Source organism: Micromonospora sp. NPDC049900, from assembly GCF_044461025.1.
Lineage (GTDB): Bacteria > Actinomycetota > Actinomycetes > Mycobacteriales > Micromonosporaceae > Micromonospora.
The window spans coordinates 103,486-123,109 of record NZ_JBITKM010000014.1; the positions used below are offsets into that span (position 1 = coordinate 103,486).

Consider the following 19,624-nt stretch of genomic DNA (forward strand, 5'->3'; position numbering starts at 1 on the left):
TCCTATGCGGTCAGCCCACCGTCGACCACGAAGGTCTGCCCGGTGATGTATCGAGCGCCGTCCGAGACGAGGAAGCCCACGAGCGGGGCGACGTCCTCCGGCTCCGCGAAGCGCCGCAGCGGGATCCGGCTCAGATAGGCGCGCTTGACGGCGGACGGGAGGTCAGCGGTCATGGCGGACTCCACCAGCCCCGGCGCGACGCCGTTGATGGTGACGCCGAACTGCCCGAACTCGCGGGTCAACGCACGGATCATCGCCTCCATGCCGCCTTTGCTCGCGCCGTAGTTCGCCTGGCCCGCCACGCCGGCCCGCCCCGAGACGGAGGAGACCAGGATGATCCGGCCGAACCCGGCGCGGACCATGTCCGCCCCGGCCAACCGGACGAACTGCATCGCTCCCCGCAGGTTGGTGTCGAGGACGTCGGCCCAGTCCTCGTCGGCCATCTGCAACAGCGGCCGGTCGCGTCGGATCCCGGTGCAGTAGACGAGTGCGCCCGGCGGCCCGAGCGTCTCGACGAAGTGTCGGTAGGTCGCGCGGACCGACTCCGGGCTCCGGGTGTCGCACCGGCGCCCGACGCTGTCCAAGCCGGCCTTGTCGGCGTGGGTCAGCAGGTCGCGCAACGCCTCCTCGTTCGCGTGACAGGTGAGCCCGAGACGGTGGCCGGCGTCGACGAGGGTGGTCGCCACGGCTCGCCCGAGGTCGCCGCTGGCGCCGACGACGAACGTGGTCGACCGTGTCGTGCGGTCCGAGGTCGTGGCGTCACTGTCGACCGCTGGTGGGGCCGTCATCGTGGGACCGCCCCCGCCGCCACCGAACCGGCCACGCCTGCGGCGACCGGCTCCGGCGTGAACGCGTTCGCGAACCCGACGAGCGCCGCCATGCCGCCGCCGTCCCCGGCCTGGCGCAGGCCCGGCCCCGACGCGACGCCGATCCGGTGTGACTGCGCGTCCAGGGGCCCCAGGTGGCGTTTCCCGAACGCCGCCTGGTCGGTGCTCAGTGCGGTGAAGGCGGCGACCGTACCGGTGGTGCCGTCGGGTAGTGGCCGTGACTCGAAGCCGCCGACGAACACGAGGTCGGCGCTGCCGTCGACGAGCAACGCGCGGGCCGTGTCGAGCGCCGACCAGACGGAGTCCGTACCCGCGCTCACCACCACGCTCGGGCCACGGCACTGCGCGGCGATGGCCGCGTTGCCGGCGGCGGCGTTGTGCACGGTCATCGGGAACAGCGCCGGGTTGACGAGGTGGTCGCCCCGGCGGATCGACTCGTCGAGGAACTCGTCGATGTCCGGGCCCGCGCCGGTCTCGGTGCCGAGGACGATGCCGCGACGCTCCGGGGCGGGCAGGTCGGCCCCGGCGTCCTGGAGCCACGCCTGTAGGGCGTGGACCACCACGGCGGAACGCGCCGACCGGTACCGGCGGACGAGGGCGGGCAGGTCGCTCGATGGAGCCGGGACGCCGGTGAGGTGCGCGACCCGACCGAGGTCGAAGGTGGCGGCGACCGACGCGGTGGCACAGTGGATCTCGTTCGTCATGCGGTGGCCTCCTCATACGCGGGACGCCGTAGGCCGACGCAGGTGTTGTTGCCGCCGAAGGCGAACGCGTTGTTCAGCACCAGGTCGATCCGGGCCGCCTCGTCGCGACCGCCGGTCGCCGGCCGGACGCCGAGCGAGGTGCCGGCGTCGTCGAGACCCCACTGCGGGATCGTCTGCTGGTGGGCGAGCACGAGCGTGCAGGCGACCGCCTCGATCGCGCTGGCCGCACCGAGGGAGTGCCCGATGAGCGCCTTGATGGAGCTGATCGGCGGGGGCGACCCGGTGAAGACCGTGCGGTAGGCGGCTGCTTCGGCGGCGTCGTTCTGCGGCGTGCCGGTGCCGTGGGCGCAGACGTACGCGACGTCGGAAGGGTCCGCGCCGGCGATCGCCGACCGCATCGCCCGGGCCACCCCGTCGCCGGACAGGTCCGGTGCCGCCGGGTGCTTGGCGTCGCAGGTGAGGCCGTATCCGGCGATCGTCGCGCGTACCGGTGCGCCACGGGCGGCGGCGTGCGCGGCCGACTCCACGATGAGGAAGGCGGAGCCCTCGCCGAGCAGCAGTCCGTCCCGCGCGTCGCTGAACGGGCGACAGCGTTCCCGCGCCATGCCGCGCATCCGCGAGAAGCCGGTGAAGGCCATCCGCGACAACGCCTCGGCCCCACCGCACACCACGACGTCGGCGGAGCCTTCGGCGACGAGCTGCGCGGCCCGGATCAGCGCCATGTTGCCCGCGGCGCACGCGGTGACGAACAGCTCCACCGGGACCGACCCGCCGAGGTGCCGCGAGATCCGGGTACGCAGTGAGGTGTCCACGTCCAGCGCCCCCGGCCGACCGGCGCCGCTGCGGACGGCCTCGCGCCGCGCACTCTCGTGATCGGCGACGTCGCCGACCGTCGTCCCGACCAGCACGCGGCCCGGCCGGACGTCGCCGAGTCCGGCGTCGGCGATCGCCTGGTCCAACGCCGCGAGCGCGAACGTGGCGGTCCGGTCGCCGTCGAGCCGGTCGGCGTCGAGGGCGTCGAAGCCGGGCGTCCACGGCCCGATCTCGCCCGCGACGTGGTTCGCCAGGTCGTCGGTCGGGAACAGCGACACCTCGCGGAAGCGGGGTGTGCCCTGCCGCAGACCCTGCCAGAAGTGCGTGGCACCGATGCCGGCGGCGCTGACGACGCCGAGACCGGTGACCACGGGTGTCCTGGCCGTCATGCGGCCGCGAGGGACTCGGCGAACTCGACGACCTCGTTGATGGTGTCCAGTTGCGGCGTCTCGTTCTCCGGCAGGATCTTGCCGAGGTGCTGTTCGACGTGGGCGATCAGTTCGAGGCGACCCAGCGAGTCGACCCCCAACTCGGCGAAGGACGTGTCGAGGCCGATCTCCTCCGGCTCGGCCATGACCAACATCGCGACCGTCTCTCGAAGTGTCTCGGTGAGTTCCACGGTTTCTCCTTTCGACCCGTCCACCGGCGCGAACGCCGGAGCCAGGTGACGACTAACTCGTTCGGGGCCCGCTACGGCGCGTGGTTCGGGGCGATCGTCGGCGCGCCTTGCTCGGCGCGGGCTCCGGTGGACGCCGTACGCGACTCTCGCCGCGCCGCGATCCACAGTCCGGCTCCGCGGCAGGCGCTGACGATCGTGAGGGCGAAGAAGACGCCGAAGGCCACGTGGAAGAGCATCAGGACGCCGTAGACCGCGGCGACCGAGAGACCGAACGTGATCTGGCCCGACGTGGACCTCGGCGTCGTACCCGGGTCGGTGATCATGTAGAGGGTGAAGAGCAGCAGCGCCATCCCGGTGAGCGGGGACATCGCGGCCGGGAAGGAGGTGTCGTCGGTGAACACCGCGCGCAGCGCCGCCTGGGCGGTGAAGCCGCCGATCCACGCGAAGATCAGCGGGAGCTTGCCGGTGAAGATGAAGTTGATGAACAGGCCCAGGCAGGCGAGGAAGGCGGGCAGCGCGATGTCGCCGAAGTGACCGAGGTTCTCGGTGAACTGGTACGGCGGCGCGATGCTGACGGTGCTCGCGTAGAGCACCAGCATGACCGTGATGCCGAAGTTCGAGGGGTTGAAGAAGTGCTTGTCGCCCCGCCCGGTCCGGACCCGGAAGATGTACTTGCTGCTGATCGTGACGACCGCGGCGACGACGAACAGGTCGAGACGGTCGCTGATGAACAGCAGCATCGCCAGCGCGAATCCGCTGATGTGCGCCGGCAGGAGGAAGTTGACCAGCGACAGCACCCGCTCGCGTCGGGTGGGCGCCTCGGTACGCGCCAGATACGCCGGCCGTCGCGCGTCCCGCCTGGCCACGAGCGTCTCGAGGGCGATCTCGGTCAGGTAGCACATCAGGACCACGAGGATCATCTGGGCGATGGTCTGCTCGAAGCCGAGGAACAGATGGCCGACGATGTTGAGCACCATGATCGCGACGGCGAACCGACGCAGCGCCGCGAGCCGCAGCTTCGCCGGGTCGGTCGGCCGCATCTTCGCGGGCAGGTCCCGCAGTCGGGTACGGGGTGGCGCCGTCGGGGTGGGAAGCGTCAACGTCCCGGTCATGGCAGCACCACCGTGTGCCAGCCGCGGCCCACCTGCACCTCGGCGTTCTGCACCGTCCCGGTGGCGTCTCGCCAGGTCAGCGCCACCGTGTTCGTGTCACCCGCGTCGTCGCCGAGCCCGAAGTGGACGTCGGTGCTGCTCTGCCCGCTGTGTCCGTTGCCGCCGTCGACGTAGGAGCGGAACGTGCTGCCGCTCGGGGTGGTCACGGTGGCCGTGGCGCCCATCGCGGCCGCGCCCCGCACCTCGTGGGTGGCCCGCAGACCCTCGATCACCTGCGGCGTACGGGGGCCGGTGGGGGAGGCGTCCTCGGTGCTGCGCAGGATCCGCAGGCCGACGAACCCGTCGCAGCCGTCGCAGTCGTTCACGACCAGCCGGGCGTCCGCCCACTGGTTCGCCTCGATCCAGTCCAGGTCGCCGTCGCCGTCGATGTCGGCCAGTGCGATGCCCCGCATCACGCCCCCATCGTCAAGGCCGGAGGATTCCGCGACGTTCGCGTACCGGCCGTCGTCTGTCGGTGTCATGACGACCCGAGGCGCCGCACCACTGATGTCCGCGTCCCTCAGGTCGGGCCAGGCGCGGGGGTTGGCGATCAACGTGTCGTTGGAGAGTGCGAGTTCCTGGATCTCCGGCCATCGGTTCACCGGGCCGCGGACGAAACCGGTCGCCTGGAGCAGCTCGACCCGCCCGTCGTTGTCGAGGTCGCCGACCTTGTTGTCCCAGGAGAAGGCGGTACGGGCCAGGCCGAGGGCCTCGGCTCCCGGCCGGAAGGTGGGTACGCCGTCGTCCCGCACACCGTCGCCGAGGAAGAGCAGTTGGCTCTCGAACAGGCCGTACTCGTGGGTGATGTTGCTGACGTAGACGTCGTACTCGTCGTCGCGGTCGACGTCGGCGATGGTGACGCCCATGCCCTTGAAGGAGTCCCGACCGATCATCGTGGACCGGGGGTTGAGGAGTCCCTTGTTGCCGCCGTCGACGTTCTCGAACTTCAGTTCGCCGTCGACCGACCGGTTGACGAAGAAGCGGTCGGGACCGAAGTCGTTGGCGACGTACAGCTCCGGCAACGCGTCACCGTTCATGTCGGCGGCGGCCACCGCCAACGTCCAGCCCCGTGAGTGGTCCTCGGAGAAGGCGTCGGCGACGAGTTCGTACGAGACGGTGGGGAATCCGCCCCGGCCCAGCAGCACGTAGTTCTTCCCGCCGTTCATCGCCCGGGAGAGGGAGTCGTTCATGTCGACTCGCTTCGGCGATCCCGTGTCGAGGAGTTGGGCGCCGTCGGCGAAGTAGTTGCCGATGAAGATGTCCATGATGCCGTCACCGTTGAGGTCGCTGAAGACCGCGGTGTTCGTGTACCAGTCGAGGTCGGCACCGCCGTCGAGCACCTCGTGCGGCGCGAACGTCATGCCACCGGAGTTCAGGTAGGCGACCGGTCCGCGTCCCCAGAAGTAGACCAGGGCGTCGGTCCAGCCGTTGCCGTCCAGGTCGGCGAGTCGACAGCCCATCGGGGCCTGCGTGTCCTTGTCGTAGGCGAGCCGTTGTCCCGCCGCGCCCGGAGCGATTCCGTTCTCGTCGAGCAGCGTCACCACCGGACTGCTGCGCATCGTGCTCCGGTCGATTCGGTGCACGCTGACGGAATCCGATCGCGGATCGACCAGGCAGACCTCGTTGGCGTACGCGTCGCCGTCGAGATCGGCGACGGCGGCGCCGGCACCCACCGAGCTGATCCACGGCGCGATGTGGTCGACGGAGGCATTGACCTTGCGGACCGTTCGGACCGGATCCACCGCCGGATCAATAGCAGTGACACTGAGGGCAAAGGGTTCGGCGTCGGCCGAACTCGGGGCGGACGGGACGACGAATCCCAGCGTTATCGCGACGAGCGGAACTGCGACGAGCGCCGCTTGGTACATCGGTCGTCCCTGGAAACCTATCGGCATCGCACTCCCAGTTCTCAAGTGCCAGCCGACCTGCAGCGAGAAACCGGAGGAACTGCTGGCGTCGCGTTCGCTTGAGCGGAAGACAACGGTGGCGTCCTGGACGCGAAAAGCGACCACCGAAGCCATGACAATCAACCTTGACGGGACCGTCCACTGTGGGAGCCACCGTCCGTCGGCGGAACTTCCACACTGGTGGTTATCCCACAGGTGAGATGGCCGGCGCAAGTGGGAAGAGGGCTTCCCAGCATCGAGATGCGACTATCGTCAACCAAAATTTAGCCCCTCTGACCAGGGAAAACTCAGCCGATGCGAGTGCTGAACGGTCGTTTGCGAAGACGACACCGCGCACAGTCGAGTACCTTGTCCGCAGCGGCGAACCGCCCCTGTCCAGCCGGACGAGGGGTGACGCTCGTCCTGCGTCGCGTGTCGTCCCGGCACGCGACGCAGGCGTCACTGCGAACGCCCGCGGTCGATCAACCCCTTGCTTTCGGCCGCGTAAGTTGCTAAATCTCAGAAGCTCGATACGGCACCCTCCACTGAAGGGAGTCGATGGTGCTACCGGTGTCAACCGATCCGATCCAGCCGAGGAATACGACGGAAGCGACCATTTCCTCACCCCCTACGAGACAGCCGTGCTGACGGCGATGCGAGCCGGACCGGTGCGGCGGGAAACCGCTTCTTCCGCCGGGCCGCACACCGTTTCTCGGCGTCTCACCCCGCCGGGCTCCGGGTGATCCGGGGCCGGATGTCGACATGAACATCGGAATCGTCGGAACCGGGCCGATGGGGCTCGCGCTGGCGCGCGGACTACGATCCGCCGACCTTCCGGTACGGCAGTGCGGTGGCGGTCGCCATCGCGGTCCGGAATCGGTCCGCAGGGAGGTGGAAGGGCTGTTGCCCTGGGCCTCGGTGGTCATTCTCGCGGTGCCGTTTCCGATCGCCCTCGCCATGGCCGGCGGCCCGCTCGGTGGACACGGCGACGGGCGCACCCTCGTCGACGTCACCAATCCCACGATGACGCCCCTCGACCCCGGCGGGGTGGGTCGTTCGGCGGGCGAACGGATCGCCGAGGCGGCACCCGGGTGGCGGGTCGCCAAGGCGTTCAACACCGTACCGGCGGCGCTGATCGCGCAGATCCCCGGCGTCCGGCGACCGATCTCGCTGCCGGTGGCCAGCGACCACGCGTCGGCGGTAGGGGACGTCTTCGCGCTGGCCGGCGCGCTCGGCTTCGCGCCAATCGATGCCGGCGGCATCGCCACCAGCCGTCACCTGGAGTCACTCGCCGTCCTGCTGCGCCAGATCAGCGTCCGCCACCCCGGCGCCGGACGCGTCACCATCCACGTCGATTTCCAGAAGCCGCCATCGCCCATCGACGGTGATGGGTCGTCATCCCAACCATCTCCACGTGGCGTCGCCCGTTCGTCCACCCCCGACCTCCGAGCACCCGTGAAGTGAGGACCCCGATGAATCGGCTCAACTCCCAGTACCACCGTCCGGCACTACTGCTCTTCCTCGTCATCGTGGTCGCGCACTGGGCCGAGCACCTCGTGCAGGCGTTCCAGATCTGGGGCCTGGGTTGGACACCCGCCGAGTCCCGTGGCGTCCTCGGGATGCCGTTCCCGTGGCTGGTCACCGAGGAGTGGATGCACTACGCGTACGCCCTGATCATGCTGGCCGGGTTCATCGCGTTGCGGCCCGGCTTCACCGGTACGGCCAAGACCTGGTGGACCGTCGCCCTGGGCATCCAGGTCTGGCATCACTTCGAGCATCTGCTGCTGCTCATCCAGGTGCAGTCCGGTACCACGTTCTTCGGTCAGGCCGGCCCGGTGAGCATCGCCCAGCTCGTCGTGCCCCGGGTCGAGTTGCACCTGTTCTACAACGGCATCGTCTTCCTGCCGATGGTCGTCGCCATGTTCCTGCACCGCCGCCCCGGTCCGGACGAGGCGGACGAGATGACCTGCACCTGCGCACCCCGCGAACTCACCGGAGCCGGCGTCTCATGAGATCACGCCACCGGCAGTGGGGCCTCGCGGCGGGCGCGCTGATCGTCACCGTCGGGGTGGCGTTGGCGCTGCGTCAGGGCGAGCCGGGCGCACCACCGGTGGCGCCGTCGTCCGGTCACCAGCACGGTGCCCCGCCCGATCCGCTCACCAGCGCGGTGCTCGCCCTCAACGTGATTGTCCTGCTCCTGCTCGCGGTGCTGGCGCGATCGTGGCCGGCGGGCGTCCGCCGGACCGGTGAGACCCGATCGATGTGGCGCTACTCCGAGCAGGACCAGGACGCCTCACCGTCCGACGAGGAGCCATCGGACGATCCGTCGCCGACCTCGTCGCGATCGGAACGCCGATAGGTGCCGGGGCAGGATCGTGCGGCCCGGTCCGGGACCCCGGTCAGAGGTGGTCCCGGACCCAGCCGGCGAGCAGCCGTGCGCAGTCGTCCACCGACTCCTGCCAGGTCCGGTCCGCCCCGGCCCCGGCCTCGTCGCTGACCTGCTTGACCAGCCGCACCGGTACGCCGAACCGCAGCGCGGTCGACGCCACCGCGTAGCCCTCCATGTCCACCAACTGGGCGCGGGCGGCCAACTCGGCGCGCGTCTCGTCGTCGGCGACGAACCGGTCGCCGGTCGCCAGCACCGGCCCGTCGCCGCCCAACGCCAGCGGCGCGCCGACGCTCTGCCCGGTCAACCGGCGGATGAACTCGGTGTCCAGGTCGTGCTGGAGCACACTGCCCACCTGGTGCGTGCCCGTCCAGTCGGGGTGCAGGGCGCCGGCCGTACCGAGGTTGACCACCGCCGACGGCAGCGGGCCCCGGGCCAGCGTCGCCGCCACCGCGACCGCCGCGTTCACCTTGCCCATCCCGGTGAGCAGCACCGGCAGGCGCGCATCGAGGTAGGCGGCCTCCTCGGCGATGGCCAGGACGAGCAACGGGCGGTCCGGGCTGATCGTTCCGCGAAGATCCATCCGGCGATGGTAGCGGCCGTTCGTGACTACCCCGTTGCCGGCGGCCACGGCCGGACGGGGATGCCGTCAGCATGCCCCCACGGTCGCAGCAGCGGCGGCGAGCAGGGTCCGCAGCTCGGTGTGCGGGAAACCACCCGACGTCGGTGCCACGCGGGTGCTGTAGAAGTCCCGCTTCTGCCCGTCCTCCTGGGTGGCCCACCGGTTGCCGGCCTCGTCGTGCTGCCAGACGACGCCGTGACCGCGGAAGTCCGCACCTTTGAGCCAATCCGTGCCACGCGGCCAGTAGCCGTCCCACCCCGACGGTCGCAGCGAGGCGTACGCCGCCTCCACCGCCGCGACCGCCGCGTCCACGTCGTCGTCGGCGAAGACCGCGGCGTACCGGCAGAGCAACGCCAGCGGCGCCCCGGGATGCGAGGAGCCCGGATCGAGGGCGGCGATCGCCCGGCAGATCAGGTCGAGTTCCGACCAGCGCAGCGCGTACGGGTGCCAGTGCGCCAGATCGTCCCAGCCCAGCTCTGCCGGCTCGGCCGAGCCCGGCACGACGATCTCCAGACTGTGGAAGTCGATCCCGACGTCGGCGGTCAGCAGCAGGCGACAACCGCCGCCGACCTCGAACACCGCATCCGGGTCGTCGTCCTCCCCGTCCTCGTCGTCACGCTCGTCGTCGAGGTCGTCGTCTGGCAGGTCGCCGAGCCGATCGGAACCCGCGCGGTCCGCGTGGGCGAAGGTGTAGCGAGCCCAGAACGACGGACTGTGCAACGACTCGGACAGGGGTGCGGAGGTGGTCATCACACGATTCTCGTCGAGCCGTACGACACGATGCCGGACGGGCACAGCGGCCGGTGCTGTCTCTGCCGGCGCTGTCCCTGCTGGCACGGTAGTGGCCTCGGTCGCGAGCCCAGGCCACCGTGTCCGCGTCGGCTGCTGTCGAGCTGACCCGTTCGTGCTATCGGGATGCGGGCTGGCGCTGCGGGGCCCGGACGCACTCGGAAGGCGCATCGCGGTGCCAGATGTCACCGAGCTCGCCGACGCCACCGGTCAGAGGTACTCGCAGTAGTCACCGACCTGCATACCCGGATGCAGGCGCGGTCGGTGGACGTGCTCGACCAGCACCAGTCGGTCGGACCCCTCGTAGGACTCCGCCCGCGACCACTGCTTGAGCTCCACCACCACGTAGGAGTCCTCGTCGGTCTGCGGATGCGTGCCCGCCAGGACCACGTCGACGCGTTTGCTGGTCAGCGGGAGCTGGTACTCGACGAGCATCTCGACCTGGCCGAGTCCGGCATCGACCAGATCCTGGCCGAGCACCGGCAGGCTCCGCTCCCAGGATCTGCGTTCGGCCGTGCTCACGCCACGGCCGATCTGGTCGATGATCCGATCGGCGAGATCGCCGCTGGCGGCGTGACGGAGAAGTCCCTCGGCGGAGGTGCGGAACGCTGACAACACTTGCCCCCGGGCAGCACGAAATGATCGTGCGCATGGGGGGCGTGTCCGGTCGTCGCCGGAAGCCCGTCGTTACGCGCCTGTACGCGCCGGACTTTAGCGGAGAGATCATTTCTCCGCACGCACCGCTACCGCTTCGCCGCCGAACCCTTGGCCTCGCTGACGGGGTAGCGGGTGGCGACCTCGGTGAGCTTGTCCCGGGCGGCGTCCTCCAGATCGATGTCGAGGACGTCCGCGAGTCGCGTCAGGTAGATCATCACGTCGCCGATCTCCGCGCGTACGCGGGCACCCGCCTCGGGGTCGGCCATGACCGCGCTCGCCTGCTCGGGGGTGAGCCACTGGAACTCGGCCAGCAGCTCACCGACCTCGCCCGCGAGGGCCATGGCGAGGTTCTTGGGCGTGTGGAACTGCTGCCAGTCCCGCTCGTCGGCGAAGGCGCGTACCCGCTCGGTCAGGTCGTTCACCGAGGCATGCTCTCACGGCCGACCGCACGAGACCCGGACGCTGTTCATCTCTTCGCGCAATCAGGACACCGCTACGGGTGCTCTTGCGCCAGACGGCGCCGGTCAGGTCAGTCATGCCGCATCTCCCCGCTGAGCCTTTGCCGGCGCGGGCTCGGGGCTACGACCGGTGAGTCGGGCGGCGATGGCCTGCGCCAAGGGTAGGCCGACGAGCACCAGCAGGCCGGCGGTCGGCGAGGCGAGCGCGGTCAGGGTGGCGGCGGCGAAGGTCACGCTGAGCGCGACCGGCGCGGCCAGGGTCCGGGTGCTCGGCTGACTCTTCGGGGCGCGCAGGTGGGGGTGGCGGTCGACCCACCATGCCTGGGTCAGTGCGAGAAGGCTGATGAGCAGCATGTTGCTGAGGTAGAGGACCGCCGAGTCGGTGCGCAGGTGTGTCTCGACGAAGAGTCGCGCGGTGGGAAACGGCAGGAAGACCACTGCCATCAGCCATGCCGTGTTGAGCAGGACGAGAGGCTCGTCGTAGTCGACGAGTTGTTCGTAGAGGTGCCGGTGGGTTCGCCAGAACAACGCGATGACCAGGAACGACACCGCGAAGGAGAGGATGTCTCCGAGGTGCGCGGCGAACAGTTCGGCCACGGACTGCCGAGCCGTGCTCGCGTCGGCGAAGTTGACCAGGGGGAGCGCCAGCAGGGTCAGCGCGATCGCCACGGCCCCGTCGGTGAAGGCGGCGGTCCGTTGGAGGGTGCGCTGACGCCGTTCCCGGAAGTCGGGAACCTGCCGTGGGCCGGCGCAGTCGGCGTCCTCGTTCATGCCCTGATTGTGGCGAATCGGACACCCCTCGGCGTCGTACTTCCTCGCCTTTCCGGTGGCGGCAGCGCGGACACGCTGTTCGGTCCCGTGGCAGAGCGCGGACACGCTTGGTGTGTGCGAGCGCGGTGACCGGTCGGGCGGGTGTTACCGATGGGCTACGTCGATGAAACACGCCGCTGAGATCGTCGTCCATCGATCGAGGAGGCGGCGATGACGACACCCACCACGCGGCGGCAGTTTCTCCAGGCGGTCGGGGTCTCCGGCGGTGCCGGGGTGCTCTACGGGACGATGGGCGCGCTCGGACTGGCCCCCGCCGCGCAGGCGGCGCCGCCGTTCCGCGCCCCGAACCGGTCGGACTTCACGCTGACCGGCCGGTCGGCGAAGTCCGTCGTCGTGCTCGGCGCGGGTATCGCCGGACTGACCACGGCGTACGAGTTGGGCAAGGCGGGTTACCGGGTGACCGTGTTGGAGGCGCGCACCCGCCCGGGTGGGCGTAACTGGACGGTGCGCGGTGGCACCAGCGAGACCGACCTGGACGGGCACACCCAGCGCGCCCGGTTCACCGGCGGGCAGTACATGAACGCCGGTCCGGCGCGGATCGCCCAGCACATGGTGACCATGGACTACTGCCGGGAACTGGGTGTGCCGGTCGAGATCTTCGGCAACCAGAACGCGGACGGTTACTACTACAACGAGAACGTCGGCCCGCTCTCCGGCACCCCGATCCGGCACCGCGAGGCGAAGGCGGACGTCTACGGGTACGTCTCCGAACTGCTCGCCAAGGCCGCCGACCAGGGCGCGCTCGACGGGCACCTCACCGCCGACGACAAGGAACGGCTGTTGGAGTTCCTGCGCGGGTTCGGCGCGATCGGCGGCCGGGTGGCGGGCGACCCGGCGACGAGTTGGCGGTACGCGGGCACCAACCGCCGTGGCTACCAGGTGGAGCCGGGCGCCGGCAACGAGGCGGGTACGCCGAAACTCACCCCGCACTCCCTGTCGGACGTGCTGGCCAGTGGGGTCGGCCGGTACTTCTCCTTCGAGTTCGGCTACGACCAGGCGATGCTGATGTTCCAACCGGTCGGCGGGATGGACCGTATCGCGTACGCCCTGGAGCAGGCCGTGGGGCGCGGACGCATCACCTACGACGCCGAGGTGCGGTCCATCTCGAACACCGGCTCCGGTGTCTCCGTCGTCCACGCCGGACCCGGCGGGCGGGTGCGGACCGTCACCGCGGACTTCTGCGTCTGTACCATCCCACCGCCGGTGCTGGCGCGGATCCCGTCGAACCTGTCGCAGCCGGTCCGGGACGCACTCGGCTACGCGGTGCCGACCGCCACCGGCAAGATCGGCTTGCAGTACCGGCGGCGCTGGTGGGAGCAGGACGAGAACATCTACGCCGGCATCACCAACACCAACCTGGACCTGTCCGCGATCTGGTATCCGTCGTACGGCTACCACGGTGCGAAGGGCCTGGTCATCGGCTATTACAACATCGGTGCCAACGCCCAGTCGTACGCCGCCCTGCCGCCCGCCGAGCGGGAGGCCCGCGCCGTCGCCCAGGGCGTGAAGATCCACGGCGAGGCGTACCGCAGCGAGCTGGAGACGTCGTTCTCGGTGGCCTGGGAACGGACCCGCCACAGCGAGGGCGGCTGGATGTCCTGGCCCTCGCGGACCAGCGGCGGGCACTACGGGCGCCTGCTGGAGCCGGACGGCCGGGTCTACTTCGCCGGTGACCACCTCAGCCACTACATCGCCTGGCAGGCCGGTGCCTTCGAGTCGGCCCGCAAGGTGGTGTCCGACCTGCACGCCCGGGTGATGTCGGGCTGAGGGACGTCTCCCGCAGTGTTCGACCCCGCTCACGTCGCCCGCCGGGCGGAACTTGTCGTACCCGACGAGTATGACCGTCAGTGGACGGTACCGGCGTGGCAATCGGGGTTCATCGGACACGACAGGAGAATGACGACATGGCCACACGACAACGAACAAGACACCGGGTCGGTACGGCGCGCCGGGGAGAGCCGCGATGACCGGTGTACGGGTGCTGGTCGGCACCCGCAAGGGCGCGTTCGTGCTCACCTCGGACGGTCGACGCGCCGACTGGACGGTCGACGGGCCGCACTTCGGCGGCTGGGAGATCTTCCACCTCACCGGGTCCCCGGCCGACCCGGACCGGCTCTACGCCTCACAGTCCGGCGGCTGGTTCGGGCAGTTGATCCAGCGCTCCGACGACGGCGGCAAGACGTGGACCACCGTCGGCAACGACTTCGCCTACACCGGCGAGGTCGGCGAGCACCTCTGGTACGACGGCACGCCACGCCCGTGGGAGTTCAAGCGGATCTGGCACCTGGAGCCGTCCCGCGACGACCCGGACACGGTCTACGCCGGTGCCGAGGACGCCGCCCTCTACGTCTCCGGCGACGGCGGCCAGAAGTGGACCGAGCTGACCGCCTTGCGGACCCACCGGACCGGTCCGTCGTGGCAGCCCGGCGCGGGCGGACTCTGCCTGCACACGATCATCCTGGATCCGGTGCACCCGGGCCGGATCTACACCGCCATCTCGGCGGCGGGTGCGTTCCGCAGCGACGACTCGGGCGCGAGCTGGCTGCCGATCAACAAGGGACTGCGGTCGGGGGAGATCCCGGACACCGACGCCGAGGTGGGCCACTGCGTCCACCACATCACCCAGCACCCGTCGCGGCCGGACACGCTGTTCATGCAGAAGCACTGGGACGTGATGCGCAGCGACGACGCCGGTGCGAACTGGCGTGAGATCAGCGGCGACCTGCCGTCGGACTTCGGGTTCCCGATCGCGGTGCACGCGCACGAGCCGGAGACGATCTACGTCGTGCCGATCAAGAGCGACTCCGAGCACTACCCGCCGGAGGGGCGGTTGCGGGTCTACCGCAGCCGCACCGGCGGCGACGAGTGGGAGCCGCTGACCGACGGGCTGCCGCAGTCCGACTGCTACGTCAACATCCTGCGCGACGCGATGGCGGTCGACACCCTCGACGAGTGCGGCATCTACGTCGGCACCACCGGCGGGCAGGTCTACCACTCGGCGAACGGCGGCGACACCTGGGCGCCGATCGTCCGGGACCTGCCACCGGTGCTCTCCGTGGAAGTCCAGGTGTTGCCGTGATCCGGGTCGTCCTCCCGGCCCACCTGAAGACCCTCGCCAAGGTCACCGGCGAGGTACGCCTGGCGGTGGCCGGTCCGGCCGGCGGACCGGCCACCCAGCGTCTGGTGTTGGACGCGTTGGAGGCGCGTTACCCGATGCTGCTCGGCACCATCCGGGACCGGCACAGCGGCAAGCGTCGGGCCTTCGTCCGCTTCTACGCCTGCGAGGAGGACCTCTCCAACTCATCGCCCGACGCACCGCTGCCCGAGGCGGTGCTCACCGGCGTGGAGCCGTACATCGTCCTGGGGGCGATGGCCGGGGGATAGCCGGCCTCCGCGATGGCCGGGGGGACAGCCGGGCTCACAGCCGGGCTCACAGCCCTCGGGCGAACAGCGCCAGCCGGACCCGGTTGGGACTGCCGGTCTTGGTCATCAGGCTGGTGATGTGGGTCTTCACCGTGGTCACACCGATGTGCAGGCGCTCGCCGATCTCCGCGTTGGACAGGCCCTCCGCGACCAGGTCCAGCACGTCCTGCTCCCGGGTGGTCAGGCCGTCGACCGGTGTCGGTGTCTCGGCGCGGGCGTGCACCGCCCGGGTCACCAGGCGTCGCAGCACGTCCTGGCTGAACGGGCTGTCGCCGACGGCGGCCCGCCGGACGCCGTCGAGTAGGTCGGTGGGCGGCGCGTCCTTGAGCAGGAACCCGCAGGCACCGGCGGTGAGCGCCGGATAGAGGTGGTCGTCGTCGCCGAAGGTGGTCAGCACCAGCACCCGGGTGGCGGGCCGGTCGGCCAGGATGCGGCTGGTCGCGGTGATCCCGTCGACGCCGGGCATGCGCAGGTCCATCACCACCACGTCGGGCACCAGCCGTGCGGCCATCGTGATCGCCTCGCGGCCGTTGTCGGCCTCACCGACCACCTCGATGTCGGGTTGCGCGTCGCAGAGCATGCGCAACCCGGCGCGGATCAGATGCTGGTCGTCCACCAGCAGTACCCGGATCATGATGCCTCCCTCGCCCGCGGCACGTCACGGTCCGCTGTGGCGGGCAGGATCGTCCGGACCCGCCAGCCGCCGTCGGTCGGCCCTATCTCCAGGTGGCCGCCGAGGACCGCGACCCGTTCCCGCATCCCGGTGATGCCGTGGCCGCCGCCCGCCGGGACCGCCGTCGGGACCGCGCCGCGCCCGTTGTCCGTCACCTCCAGGTGCACCGCGCCGTCGACCACGGTGACGGACAGCCGGGCCAGCGCGGCGGCACCGGCGTGCTTGGCGACGTTGGTCAGCGACTCCTGGGTCAGGCGCAGCACCGCCAGCCCCCGCACCGCGTCGAGTGACGCGACCGCCGGGTCGACCTCCGCCTCCACCGTCACCCCGGCCTGACGGGCCCGGTCCACCGCCGCGCCGATGGCCGCCGGTACCGCCGACGGTTCGATCGCGGTGAGTGCCGCGTCGCCGCGTACGCCGTCCGGGTCGCGCAGCACCGCGACCAGCCGGCGCAGGTCGGCCAGGGCGGCGCTGCCGGTACCGTGCACGTCGTCGAACACCTCGTTCACCCGTGGATCCAGGTCGGTCAGCACGTGCCGGGCCACCCCGACCCGCAGCACCATCGACGCCACGTGGTGCGCGACGACGTCGTGCAGTTCCCGCGCGATGGCGCTGCGCTCGTCGGCCCGTGCGGCGCGGCTCTCCGACTCGCGTCGCCGCTGCTCCTCCTCGGCTCGTTGCTGCGCCTGCCGACCCAGCTCCTGCGTGGTCCGGATGACCAGGCCCAGCAGCACCGGCACGCCGACGTCCACCAACAGCCCGGACGCCCCGGCGAGAAGCCACTCGACCGGATCGCCCCGCACGCCGGTCAGGTCGACCAGGGCCAACAGGCCGGCGCCCCACCAGACGGTGCGGGTCCGGCGCGCCCGCACGGTCAGTTCCAGCAACGCCCACCCGGCGCCCACCTGGTTGATCATCACGTCGTCGATGGCGTGGATCGCGACCGCCAACAGCGCCACCTGCACCAGCAGGTTGCCCACCAGTCGGCGGAACAGCAGCAGCCCGGCGGTGAACGCGGCAACCGCGAGGACCAACTGCGTGGTGGTGGGCGTACCGGCGTGCAGCCCACCGAAGGAGAGGTAGAAGACGCCCGCGATGATGACCAGGACCATCCGCACGCGGGCGTCCCGCGCGTCGAACAAGCGTCCCAGCCATCCCACGGTGACCAAGCCTAGGCCCTGCCGTCCGACAGCGAGATCGGCCGCGTCCAGCGGGTACGCACCGCCAGGTAGACGGCCAGCCCGATCGGCCCGAGCAGGATCGTCGACACCAGCACCGGTGCCATGACCAGCGTGGGCATCCGCCGTTCCCGGCTGTCCAGCCACGCCCACCTCCCGACGAAGAGGTCGAACGCGATCATGTGCGCCCAGGCCGCCGCCGCGCCGTCGTCGGTGCCCAGCAGGTCGCGGATGCCCTCCAGGGTCGGCGAGGCCACCGCCGGCAGCACGTCGCCCAGCGCCGGGAGCACCAGCACCGCATAGACCACCAGGACCGGTGCCACGATCAGCGGCGAGGCGATGATCCGACTGGTCACGGGCCAGCGCGGCAGCAGGATCATCAGTACCCAGAAGGGCGCGGCCAGCGCGAACGTCAGCGTGAACAGCGCGCCGGTCACACCGTCACCTCGACCCGCGCCGCGTCGGCCTGCTCCCGGCTGCCGTCGACGGGCGTGGTCACCGGCTCGGGTCGACGTCGCCGCACGAGCACCGCACCGACGGCCAGCACGGTCGCGACCAGCAGCGCCGCGGCGGCGCCCAGGGTCAGCGCGTCCGGGCCCAGCAGCGGCTGTCCGCGCAGCGCCTGCCAGGTCAGGAGCAGAGTCCCCGCGCCGTACGCCGTACCGGCGACCACCAGCAGCCGCACCTGGTCACGCTGATCCAGCCGCCCGCTGCGCAACCGGCCCAGCAGCAGGGCCAGGGCCGGCAGCACCTGCAACGCGTGCATGCCCACGAAGTGCGGGATCCGCAGGTCCCCACCGGTGGTGCTCCAGCCCACGATCGGCAATCCGGGTCCACCGTCCGGCACGCCGACACTGTGCGCCCCGGCGATCCCCGCGACAGCCGATTCCGCGCCGTTCATCGTCATCGGGATCGCGGTCAGCATGCCGAGCGCCGTCAGACCCAGACCCAACCCCACCGCGTACCGGCCGACCCGGTCGGGGATCGGTCGCCGCAGCACCGCCACGCCGATGACCATGTGCGCGACGAACAGCACGTTGATCGCTATCCCCATCGCCTGCCAGAGGGCGGCGTTCAGCGGGCTGCTCACGTTGAAGTGGCTGGTGGTGCCCCGCAGCACCTGCCCGACGATGATCGCCATTTCCACCACCCCCATGGCGACGATGACGGTGCCGGCCCATTCCGCGACCCGGCTGCGCCGGGGCAGCAGCGTGAGCATCCAGGCCAGGGTGGCGCCGTACAGCATCAACGACACGGAGAACTTCAACGGTTTGAGCCAGATCGGCGCGCCGGTCAGGACCCGGGGATCGGCGAAGACACCGACGGCGCAGACGACGGCGAGGACCGCCATCGCCGAGACGAAGACCAGCAGGGGACGGTGCCAGGGTGCCCGCATGGGCAGCACGGAAGTCATGTCCTGATGCTGTTCGGGCGGCGACCGGGAAGCGCCCGACCAGCGGTCCCACCTGCGGCCGTCGGTCCGAGCGCCGTCTCCTACCCAGGTCGGAGGTGCCGGCCGTACCTCGGGCCCGGGCCGGGGGAGTGCCCCCTGGTTCGGACGCCATCCGCGTACGCTGCCGAGCATGGTCGACCGACCGGACGCCGCACCCCGCTTTCCGGGCCTACGGGCGACGGGCCGGGGTCCGGCCTGGTACCGGGGCGACTGTCACCTGCACTCGGTGCTCTCGCACGGGGCGGAGCTGACCGTGCCGCAGCTCGCGACGGCGGCCCGCGCGCTCGGGCTGGACTTCGTCGCGACCACCGAACACGACACCGTCCGTGGTCACCCGGAGTGGGCCCCGCCCCACTCCGGCGACGACCTGCTGGTGATCCTCGGTCAGGAGGTCACCACCCGTACCGGCCACTGGCTGGCCCTCGGGCTCCCGCCGGAGCAGCAGGTCGACTCGGGCTACGGCATCCGCGACGACACCGTCGAGCGCCACCTGCACCGGGTACGTGACGCGGGTGGACTGTGCGTGCTGGCCCACCCGTACGCGCCGTACCCCTCGGGGACGTCGGCCTACCCGTACCGCTGGTTCGACGCGGTGGAGGTGTGGAACGGTCGCTGGTCCTCGGACCTGCCGTGGAACGCCGACAACGAGGCTGCCCTGGCCGAGTGGGGGCGCACCCTCGCCCACGAGGTCCACCGGGGACGCTGGCGTCCGGCGGTCGGCAACAGCGACACGCACCTCGCCGGCCAGCTCGGCGCCCCGCACACCGTGGTGTTCGCGGCGGATCTGAGCACCGAGGCGATCCTCGCCGGCCTTCGCCAGGGCCGGAGCTGGCTCGCCGAGTCGACCGGCGTCCACCTTGCGGTCGAGGCGTCGACCGCCGCCCGCGTCGCCGCCGTCGGCCAACACCTACCCACCGGCGGCGAGCAGGTCACGGTACGCGTCGAGGTCTCCGGCGTACCCTCCGGTGTCGTCACCCTGCACACCGAACGCGGCACGGTGCACCGCGCGGCGCTGTCCTCCGCCGGAACGGGTACGACCCGGTGGCACACCACGGCGGGCGAGGCCGGCTACGTCCGCGTCGAGGTCCGCCACCCCACCCGCCAGATGGCCGCCCTCACCAACCCCATCATCCTGACCTGAGGCACTCCGCTCC

22 protein-coding genes are annotated in these 19,624 nt (G+C 70.8%); 7 read left to right on the forward strand and 15 right to left on the reverse strand.

Features of this window, described 5'->3' with window-relative positions; genetic code table 11:
* Window positions 1–2 precede the first annotated feature (2 nt).
* From ACIBMZ_RS24880 to ACIBMZ_RS24905, 6 genes are all read right to left on the reverse strand, one after another.
* Window positions 3–788, reverse strand: a complete 786-nt coding sequence (locus tag ACIBMZ_RS24880; protein ID WP_396697697.1) for an SDR family oxidoreductase — start codon at window positions 786–788, stop codon at window positions 3–5.
* Window positions 785–1,531, reverse strand: coding sequence for a beta-ketoacyl synthase N-terminal-like domain-containing protein (locus ACIBMZ_RS24885; RefSeq protein WP_396697699.1), 747 nt, complete (start codon window positions 1,529–1,531; stop codon window positions 785–787). The genes ACIBMZ_RS24880 and ACIBMZ_RS24885 overlap by 4 nt, the downstream gene beginning before the upstream one ends.
* Window positions 1,528–2,733: a beta-ketoacyl-[acyl-carrier-protein] synthase family protein gene (locus tag ACIBMZ_RS24890; protein ID WP_396697701.1), complete on the reverse strand. Its 1,206-nt coding sequence runs from the start codon at window positions 2,731–2,733 to the stop codon at window positions 1,528–1,530. Before ACIBMZ_RS24890 ends, ACIBMZ_RS24885 begins: the two co-directional genes overlap by 4 nt.
* Window positions 2,730–2,963 (reverse strand): acyl carrier protein, encoded by a 234-nt coding sequence (locus ACIBMZ_RS24895; protein WP_396697703.1) that lies wholly within the window; start codon window positions 2,961–2,963, stop codon window positions 2,730–2,732. Before ACIBMZ_RS24895 ends, ACIBMZ_RS24890 begins: the two co-directional genes overlap by 4 nt.
* Before the next feature lie 71 nt (window positions 2,964–3,034).
* A complete protein-coding gene (locus ACIBMZ_RS24900) occupies window positions 3,035–4,075 on the reverse strand; it encodes an enediyne biosynthesis protein UnbU (protein WP_396697704.1) in 1,041 nt (346 codons plus the stop codon).
* Window positions 4,072–5,856: a CRTAC1 family protein gene (locus ACIBMZ_RS24905; RefSeq protein WP_396697706.1), complete on the reverse strand. Its 1,785-nt coding sequence runs from the start codon at window positions 5,854–5,856 to the stop codon at window positions 4,072–4,074. The genes ACIBMZ_RS24900 and ACIBMZ_RS24905 overlap by 4 nt, the downstream gene beginning before the upstream one ends.
* A gap of 1,035 nt (window positions 5,857–6,891) precedes the next feature.
* Here ACIBMZ_RS24905 and ACIBMZ_RS24910 point away from each other — a divergent pair.
* From ACIBMZ_RS24910 to ACIBMZ_RS24920, 3 genes are read left to right on the forward strand one after another with little or no spacing between them, the layout of a single operon-like run.
* Window positions 6,892–7,464 carry an NADPH-dependent F420 reductase gene (locus ACIBMZ_RS24910; protein ID WP_396697708.1) on the forward strand — a complete coding sequence of 191 codons (573 nt, stop codon included), beginning with the start codon at window positions 6,892–6,894 and terminating at the stop codon, window positions 7,462–7,464.
* Window positions 7,465–7,472: 8 nt separating this feature from the next.
* Window positions 7,473–8,012, forward strand: a complete 540-nt coding sequence (locus ACIBMZ_RS24915; RefSeq protein ID WP_396697710.1) for a hypothetical protein — start codon at window positions 7,473–7,475, stop codon at window positions 8,010–8,012.
* On the forward strand, window positions 8,009–8,359 hold the full coding sequence (locus tag ACIBMZ_RS24920) for a hypothetical protein (RefSeq protein ID WP_396697712.1): 351 nt from the start codon (window positions 8,009–8,011) through the stop codon (window positions 8,357–8,359). The genes ACIBMZ_RS24915 and ACIBMZ_RS24920 overlap by 4 nt, the downstream gene beginning before the upstream one ends.
* Before the next feature lie 40 nt (window positions 8,360–8,399).
* Here the strand turns inward: ACIBMZ_RS24920 and ACIBMZ_RS24925 are convergent, their stop codons facing one another.
* The 5 genes from ACIBMZ_RS24925 to ACIBMZ_RS24945 form a co-directional block, all read right to left on the reverse strand.
* Window positions 8,400–8,969 carry a nucleosidase gene (locus ACIBMZ_RS24925; RefSeq protein WP_396697714.1) on the reverse strand — a complete coding sequence of 190 codons (570 nt, stop codon included), beginning with the start codon at window positions 8,967–8,969 and terminating at the stop codon, window positions 8,400–8,402.
* Between the two features lie 66 nt (window positions 8,970–9,035).
* Complete coding sequence (locus tag ACIBMZ_RS24930) at window positions 9,036–9,758, reverse strand: hypothetical protein (RefSeq protein WP_396697716.1); 723 nt, start codon at window positions 9,756–9,758, stop codon at window positions 9,036–9,038.
* Between the two features lie 249 nt (window positions 9,759–10,007).
* Window positions 10,008–10,415 (reverse strand): hypothetical protein, encoded by a 408-nt coding sequence (locus ACIBMZ_RS24935; protein ID WP_396697717.1) that lies wholly within the window; start codon window positions 10,413–10,415, stop codon window positions 10,008–10,010.
* A gap of 125 nt (window positions 10,416–10,540) precedes the next feature.
* Window positions 10,541–10,876 carry a nucleotide pyrophosphohydrolase gene (locus tag ACIBMZ_RS24940; RefSeq protein ID WP_396697719.1) on the reverse strand — a complete coding sequence of 112 codons (336 nt, stop codon included), beginning with the start codon at window positions 10,874–10,876 and terminating at the stop codon, window positions 10,541–10,543.
* 111 nt (window positions 10,877–10,987) lie between these two features.
* Complete coding sequence (locus ACIBMZ_RS24945) at window positions 10,988–11,683, reverse strand: TMEM175 family protein (protein WP_396697721.1); 696 nt, start codon at window positions 11,681–11,683, stop codon at window positions 10,988–10,990.
* 210 nt (window positions 11,684–11,893) lie between these two features.
* On the opposite strand from ACIBMZ_RS24945, the gene ACIBMZ_RS24950 reads away from it, so the two are divergent.
* The 3 genes from ACIBMZ_RS24950 (at window position 11,894) to ACIBMZ_RS24960 (ending at window position 15,127) form a co-directional block, all read left to right on the forward strand.
* The gene (locus ACIBMZ_RS24950) at window positions 11,894–13,510 is read left to right on the forward strand and encodes a flavin monoamine oxidase family protein (protein WP_396697723.1); all 1,617 of its coding nucleotides are present in this window, start codon (window positions 11,894–11,896) and stop codon (window positions 13,508–13,510) included.
* Window positions 13,511–13,706: 196 nt separating this feature from the next.
* On the forward strand, window positions 13,707–14,822 hold the full coding sequence (locus ACIBMZ_RS24955) for a WD40/YVTN/BNR-like repeat-containing protein (RefSeq protein ID WP_396697725.1): 1,116 nt from the start codon (window positions 13,707–13,709) through the stop codon (window positions 14,820–14,822).
* Complete coding sequence (locus ACIBMZ_RS24960) at window positions 14,819–15,127, forward strand: MoaD/ThiS family protein (RefSeq protein WP_396697726.1); 309 nt, start codon at window positions 14,819–14,821, stop codon at window positions 15,125–15,127. The genes ACIBMZ_RS24955 and ACIBMZ_RS24960 overlap by 4 nt, the downstream gene beginning before the upstream one ends.
* Window positions 15,128–15,173: 46 nt before the next feature.
* Here ACIBMZ_RS24960 and ACIBMZ_RS24965 read toward each other — a convergent pair whose 3' ends face one another.
* From ACIBMZ_RS24965 to ACIBMZ_RS24980, 4 genes are read right to left on the reverse strand one after another with little or no spacing between them, the layout of a single operon-like run.
* A complete protein-coding gene (locus ACIBMZ_RS24965; protein ID WP_396697728.1) occupies window positions 15,174–15,800 on the reverse strand; it encodes a response regulator in 627 nt (208 codons plus the stop codon).
* Entirely contained in the window at window positions 15,797–16,999 is a 1,203-nt protein-coding gene (locus ACIBMZ_RS24970; RefSeq protein ID WP_396697730.1) for a sensor histidine kinase, read from the reverse strand. The genes ACIBMZ_RS24965 and ACIBMZ_RS24970 overlap by 4 nt, the downstream gene beginning before the upstream one ends.
* 11 nt (window positions 17,000–17,010) lie before the next feature.
* Window positions 17,011–17,454 carry an ABA4-like family protein gene (locus tag ACIBMZ_RS24975; RefSeq protein WP_396697732.1) on the reverse strand — a complete coding sequence of 148 codons (444 nt, stop codon included), beginning with the start codon at window positions 17,452–17,454 and terminating at the stop codon, window positions 17,011–17,013.
* Window positions 17,451–18,431 (reverse strand): hypothetical protein, encoded by a 981-nt coding sequence (locus ACIBMZ_RS24980; RefSeq protein ID WP_396697734.1) that lies wholly within the window; start codon window positions 18,429–18,431, stop codon window positions 17,451–17,453. Before ACIBMZ_RS24980 ends, ACIBMZ_RS24975 begins: the two co-directional genes overlap by 4 nt.
* Window positions 18,432–18,600: 169 nt before the next feature.
* On the opposite strand from ACIBMZ_RS24980, the gene ACIBMZ_RS24985 reads away from it, so the two are divergent.
* A complete protein-coding gene (locus ACIBMZ_RS24985) occupies window positions 18,601–19,611 on the forward strand; it encodes a CehA/McbA family metallohydrolase (RefSeq protein ID WP_396697736.1) in 1,011 nt (336 codons plus the stop codon).
* The last annotated feature ends 13 nt before the right edge of the window (window positions 19,612–19,624 follow it).

Excerpts from the sequence above, each read along its gene's own strand:
- ACIBMZ_RS24880 (WP_396697697.1), bottom strand. The coding sequence starts at position 788 with ATGACGGCCCCACCAGCGGTCGACAGTGACGCCACGACCTCGGACCGC.
- ACIBMZ_RS24885 (WP_396697699.1), bottom strand. The coding sequence starts at position 1,531 with ATGACGAACGAGATCCACTGTGCCACCGCGTCGGTCGCCGCCACCTTC.
- ACIBMZ_RS24890 (WP_396697701.1), bottom strand. The coding sequence starts at position 2,733 with ATGACGGCCAGGACACCCGTGGTCACCGGTCTCGGCGTCGTCAGCGCC.
- ACIBMZ_RS24900 (WP_396697704.1), bottom strand. The coding sequence starts at position 4,075 with ATGACCGGGACGTTGACGCTTCCCACCCCGACGGCGCCACCCCGTACC.
- ACIBMZ_RS24915 (WP_396697710.1), top strand. The coding sequence starts at position 7,473 with ATGAATCGGCTCAACTCCCAGTACCACCGTCCGGCACTACTGCTCTTC.
- ACIBMZ_RS24920 (WP_396697712.1), top strand. The coding sequence starts at position 8,009 with ATGAGATCACGCCACCGGCAGTGGGGCCTCGCGGCGGGCGCGCTGATC.
- ACIBMZ_RS24925 (WP_396697714.1), bottom strand. The coding sequence starts at position 8,969 with ATGGATCTTCGCGGAACGATCAGCCCGGACCGCCCGTTGCTCGTCCTG.
- ACIBMZ_RS24930 (WP_396697716.1), bottom strand. The coding sequence starts at position 9,758 with ATGACCACCTCCGCACCCCTGTCCGAGTCGTTGCACAGTCCGTCGTTC.
- ACIBMZ_RS24945 (WP_396697721.1), bottom strand. The coding sequence starts at position 11,683 with ATGAACGAGGACGCCGACTGCGCCGGCCCACGGCAGGTTCCCGACTTC.
- ACIBMZ_RS24950 (WP_396697723.1), top strand. The coding sequence starts at position 11,894 with ATGACGACACCCACCACGCGGCGGCAGTTTCTCCAGGCGGTCGGGGTC.
- ACIBMZ_RS24955 (WP_396697725.1), top strand. The coding sequence starts at position 13,707 with ATGACCGGTGTACGGGTGCTGGTCGGCACCCGCAAGGGCGCGTTCGTG.
- ACIBMZ_RS24965 (WP_396697728.1), bottom strand. The coding sequence starts at position 15,800 with ATGATCCGGGTACTGCTGGTGGACGACCAGCATCTGATCCGCGCCGGG.
- ACIBMZ_RS24980 (WP_396697734.1), bottom strand. The coding sequence starts at position 18,431 with ATGACTTCCGTGCTGCCCATGCGGGCACCCTGGCACCGTCCCCTGCTG.
- ACIBMZ_RS24985 (WP_396697736.1), top strand. The coding sequence starts at position 18,601 with ATGGTCGACCGACCGGACGCCGCACCCCGCTTTCCGGGCCTACGGGCG.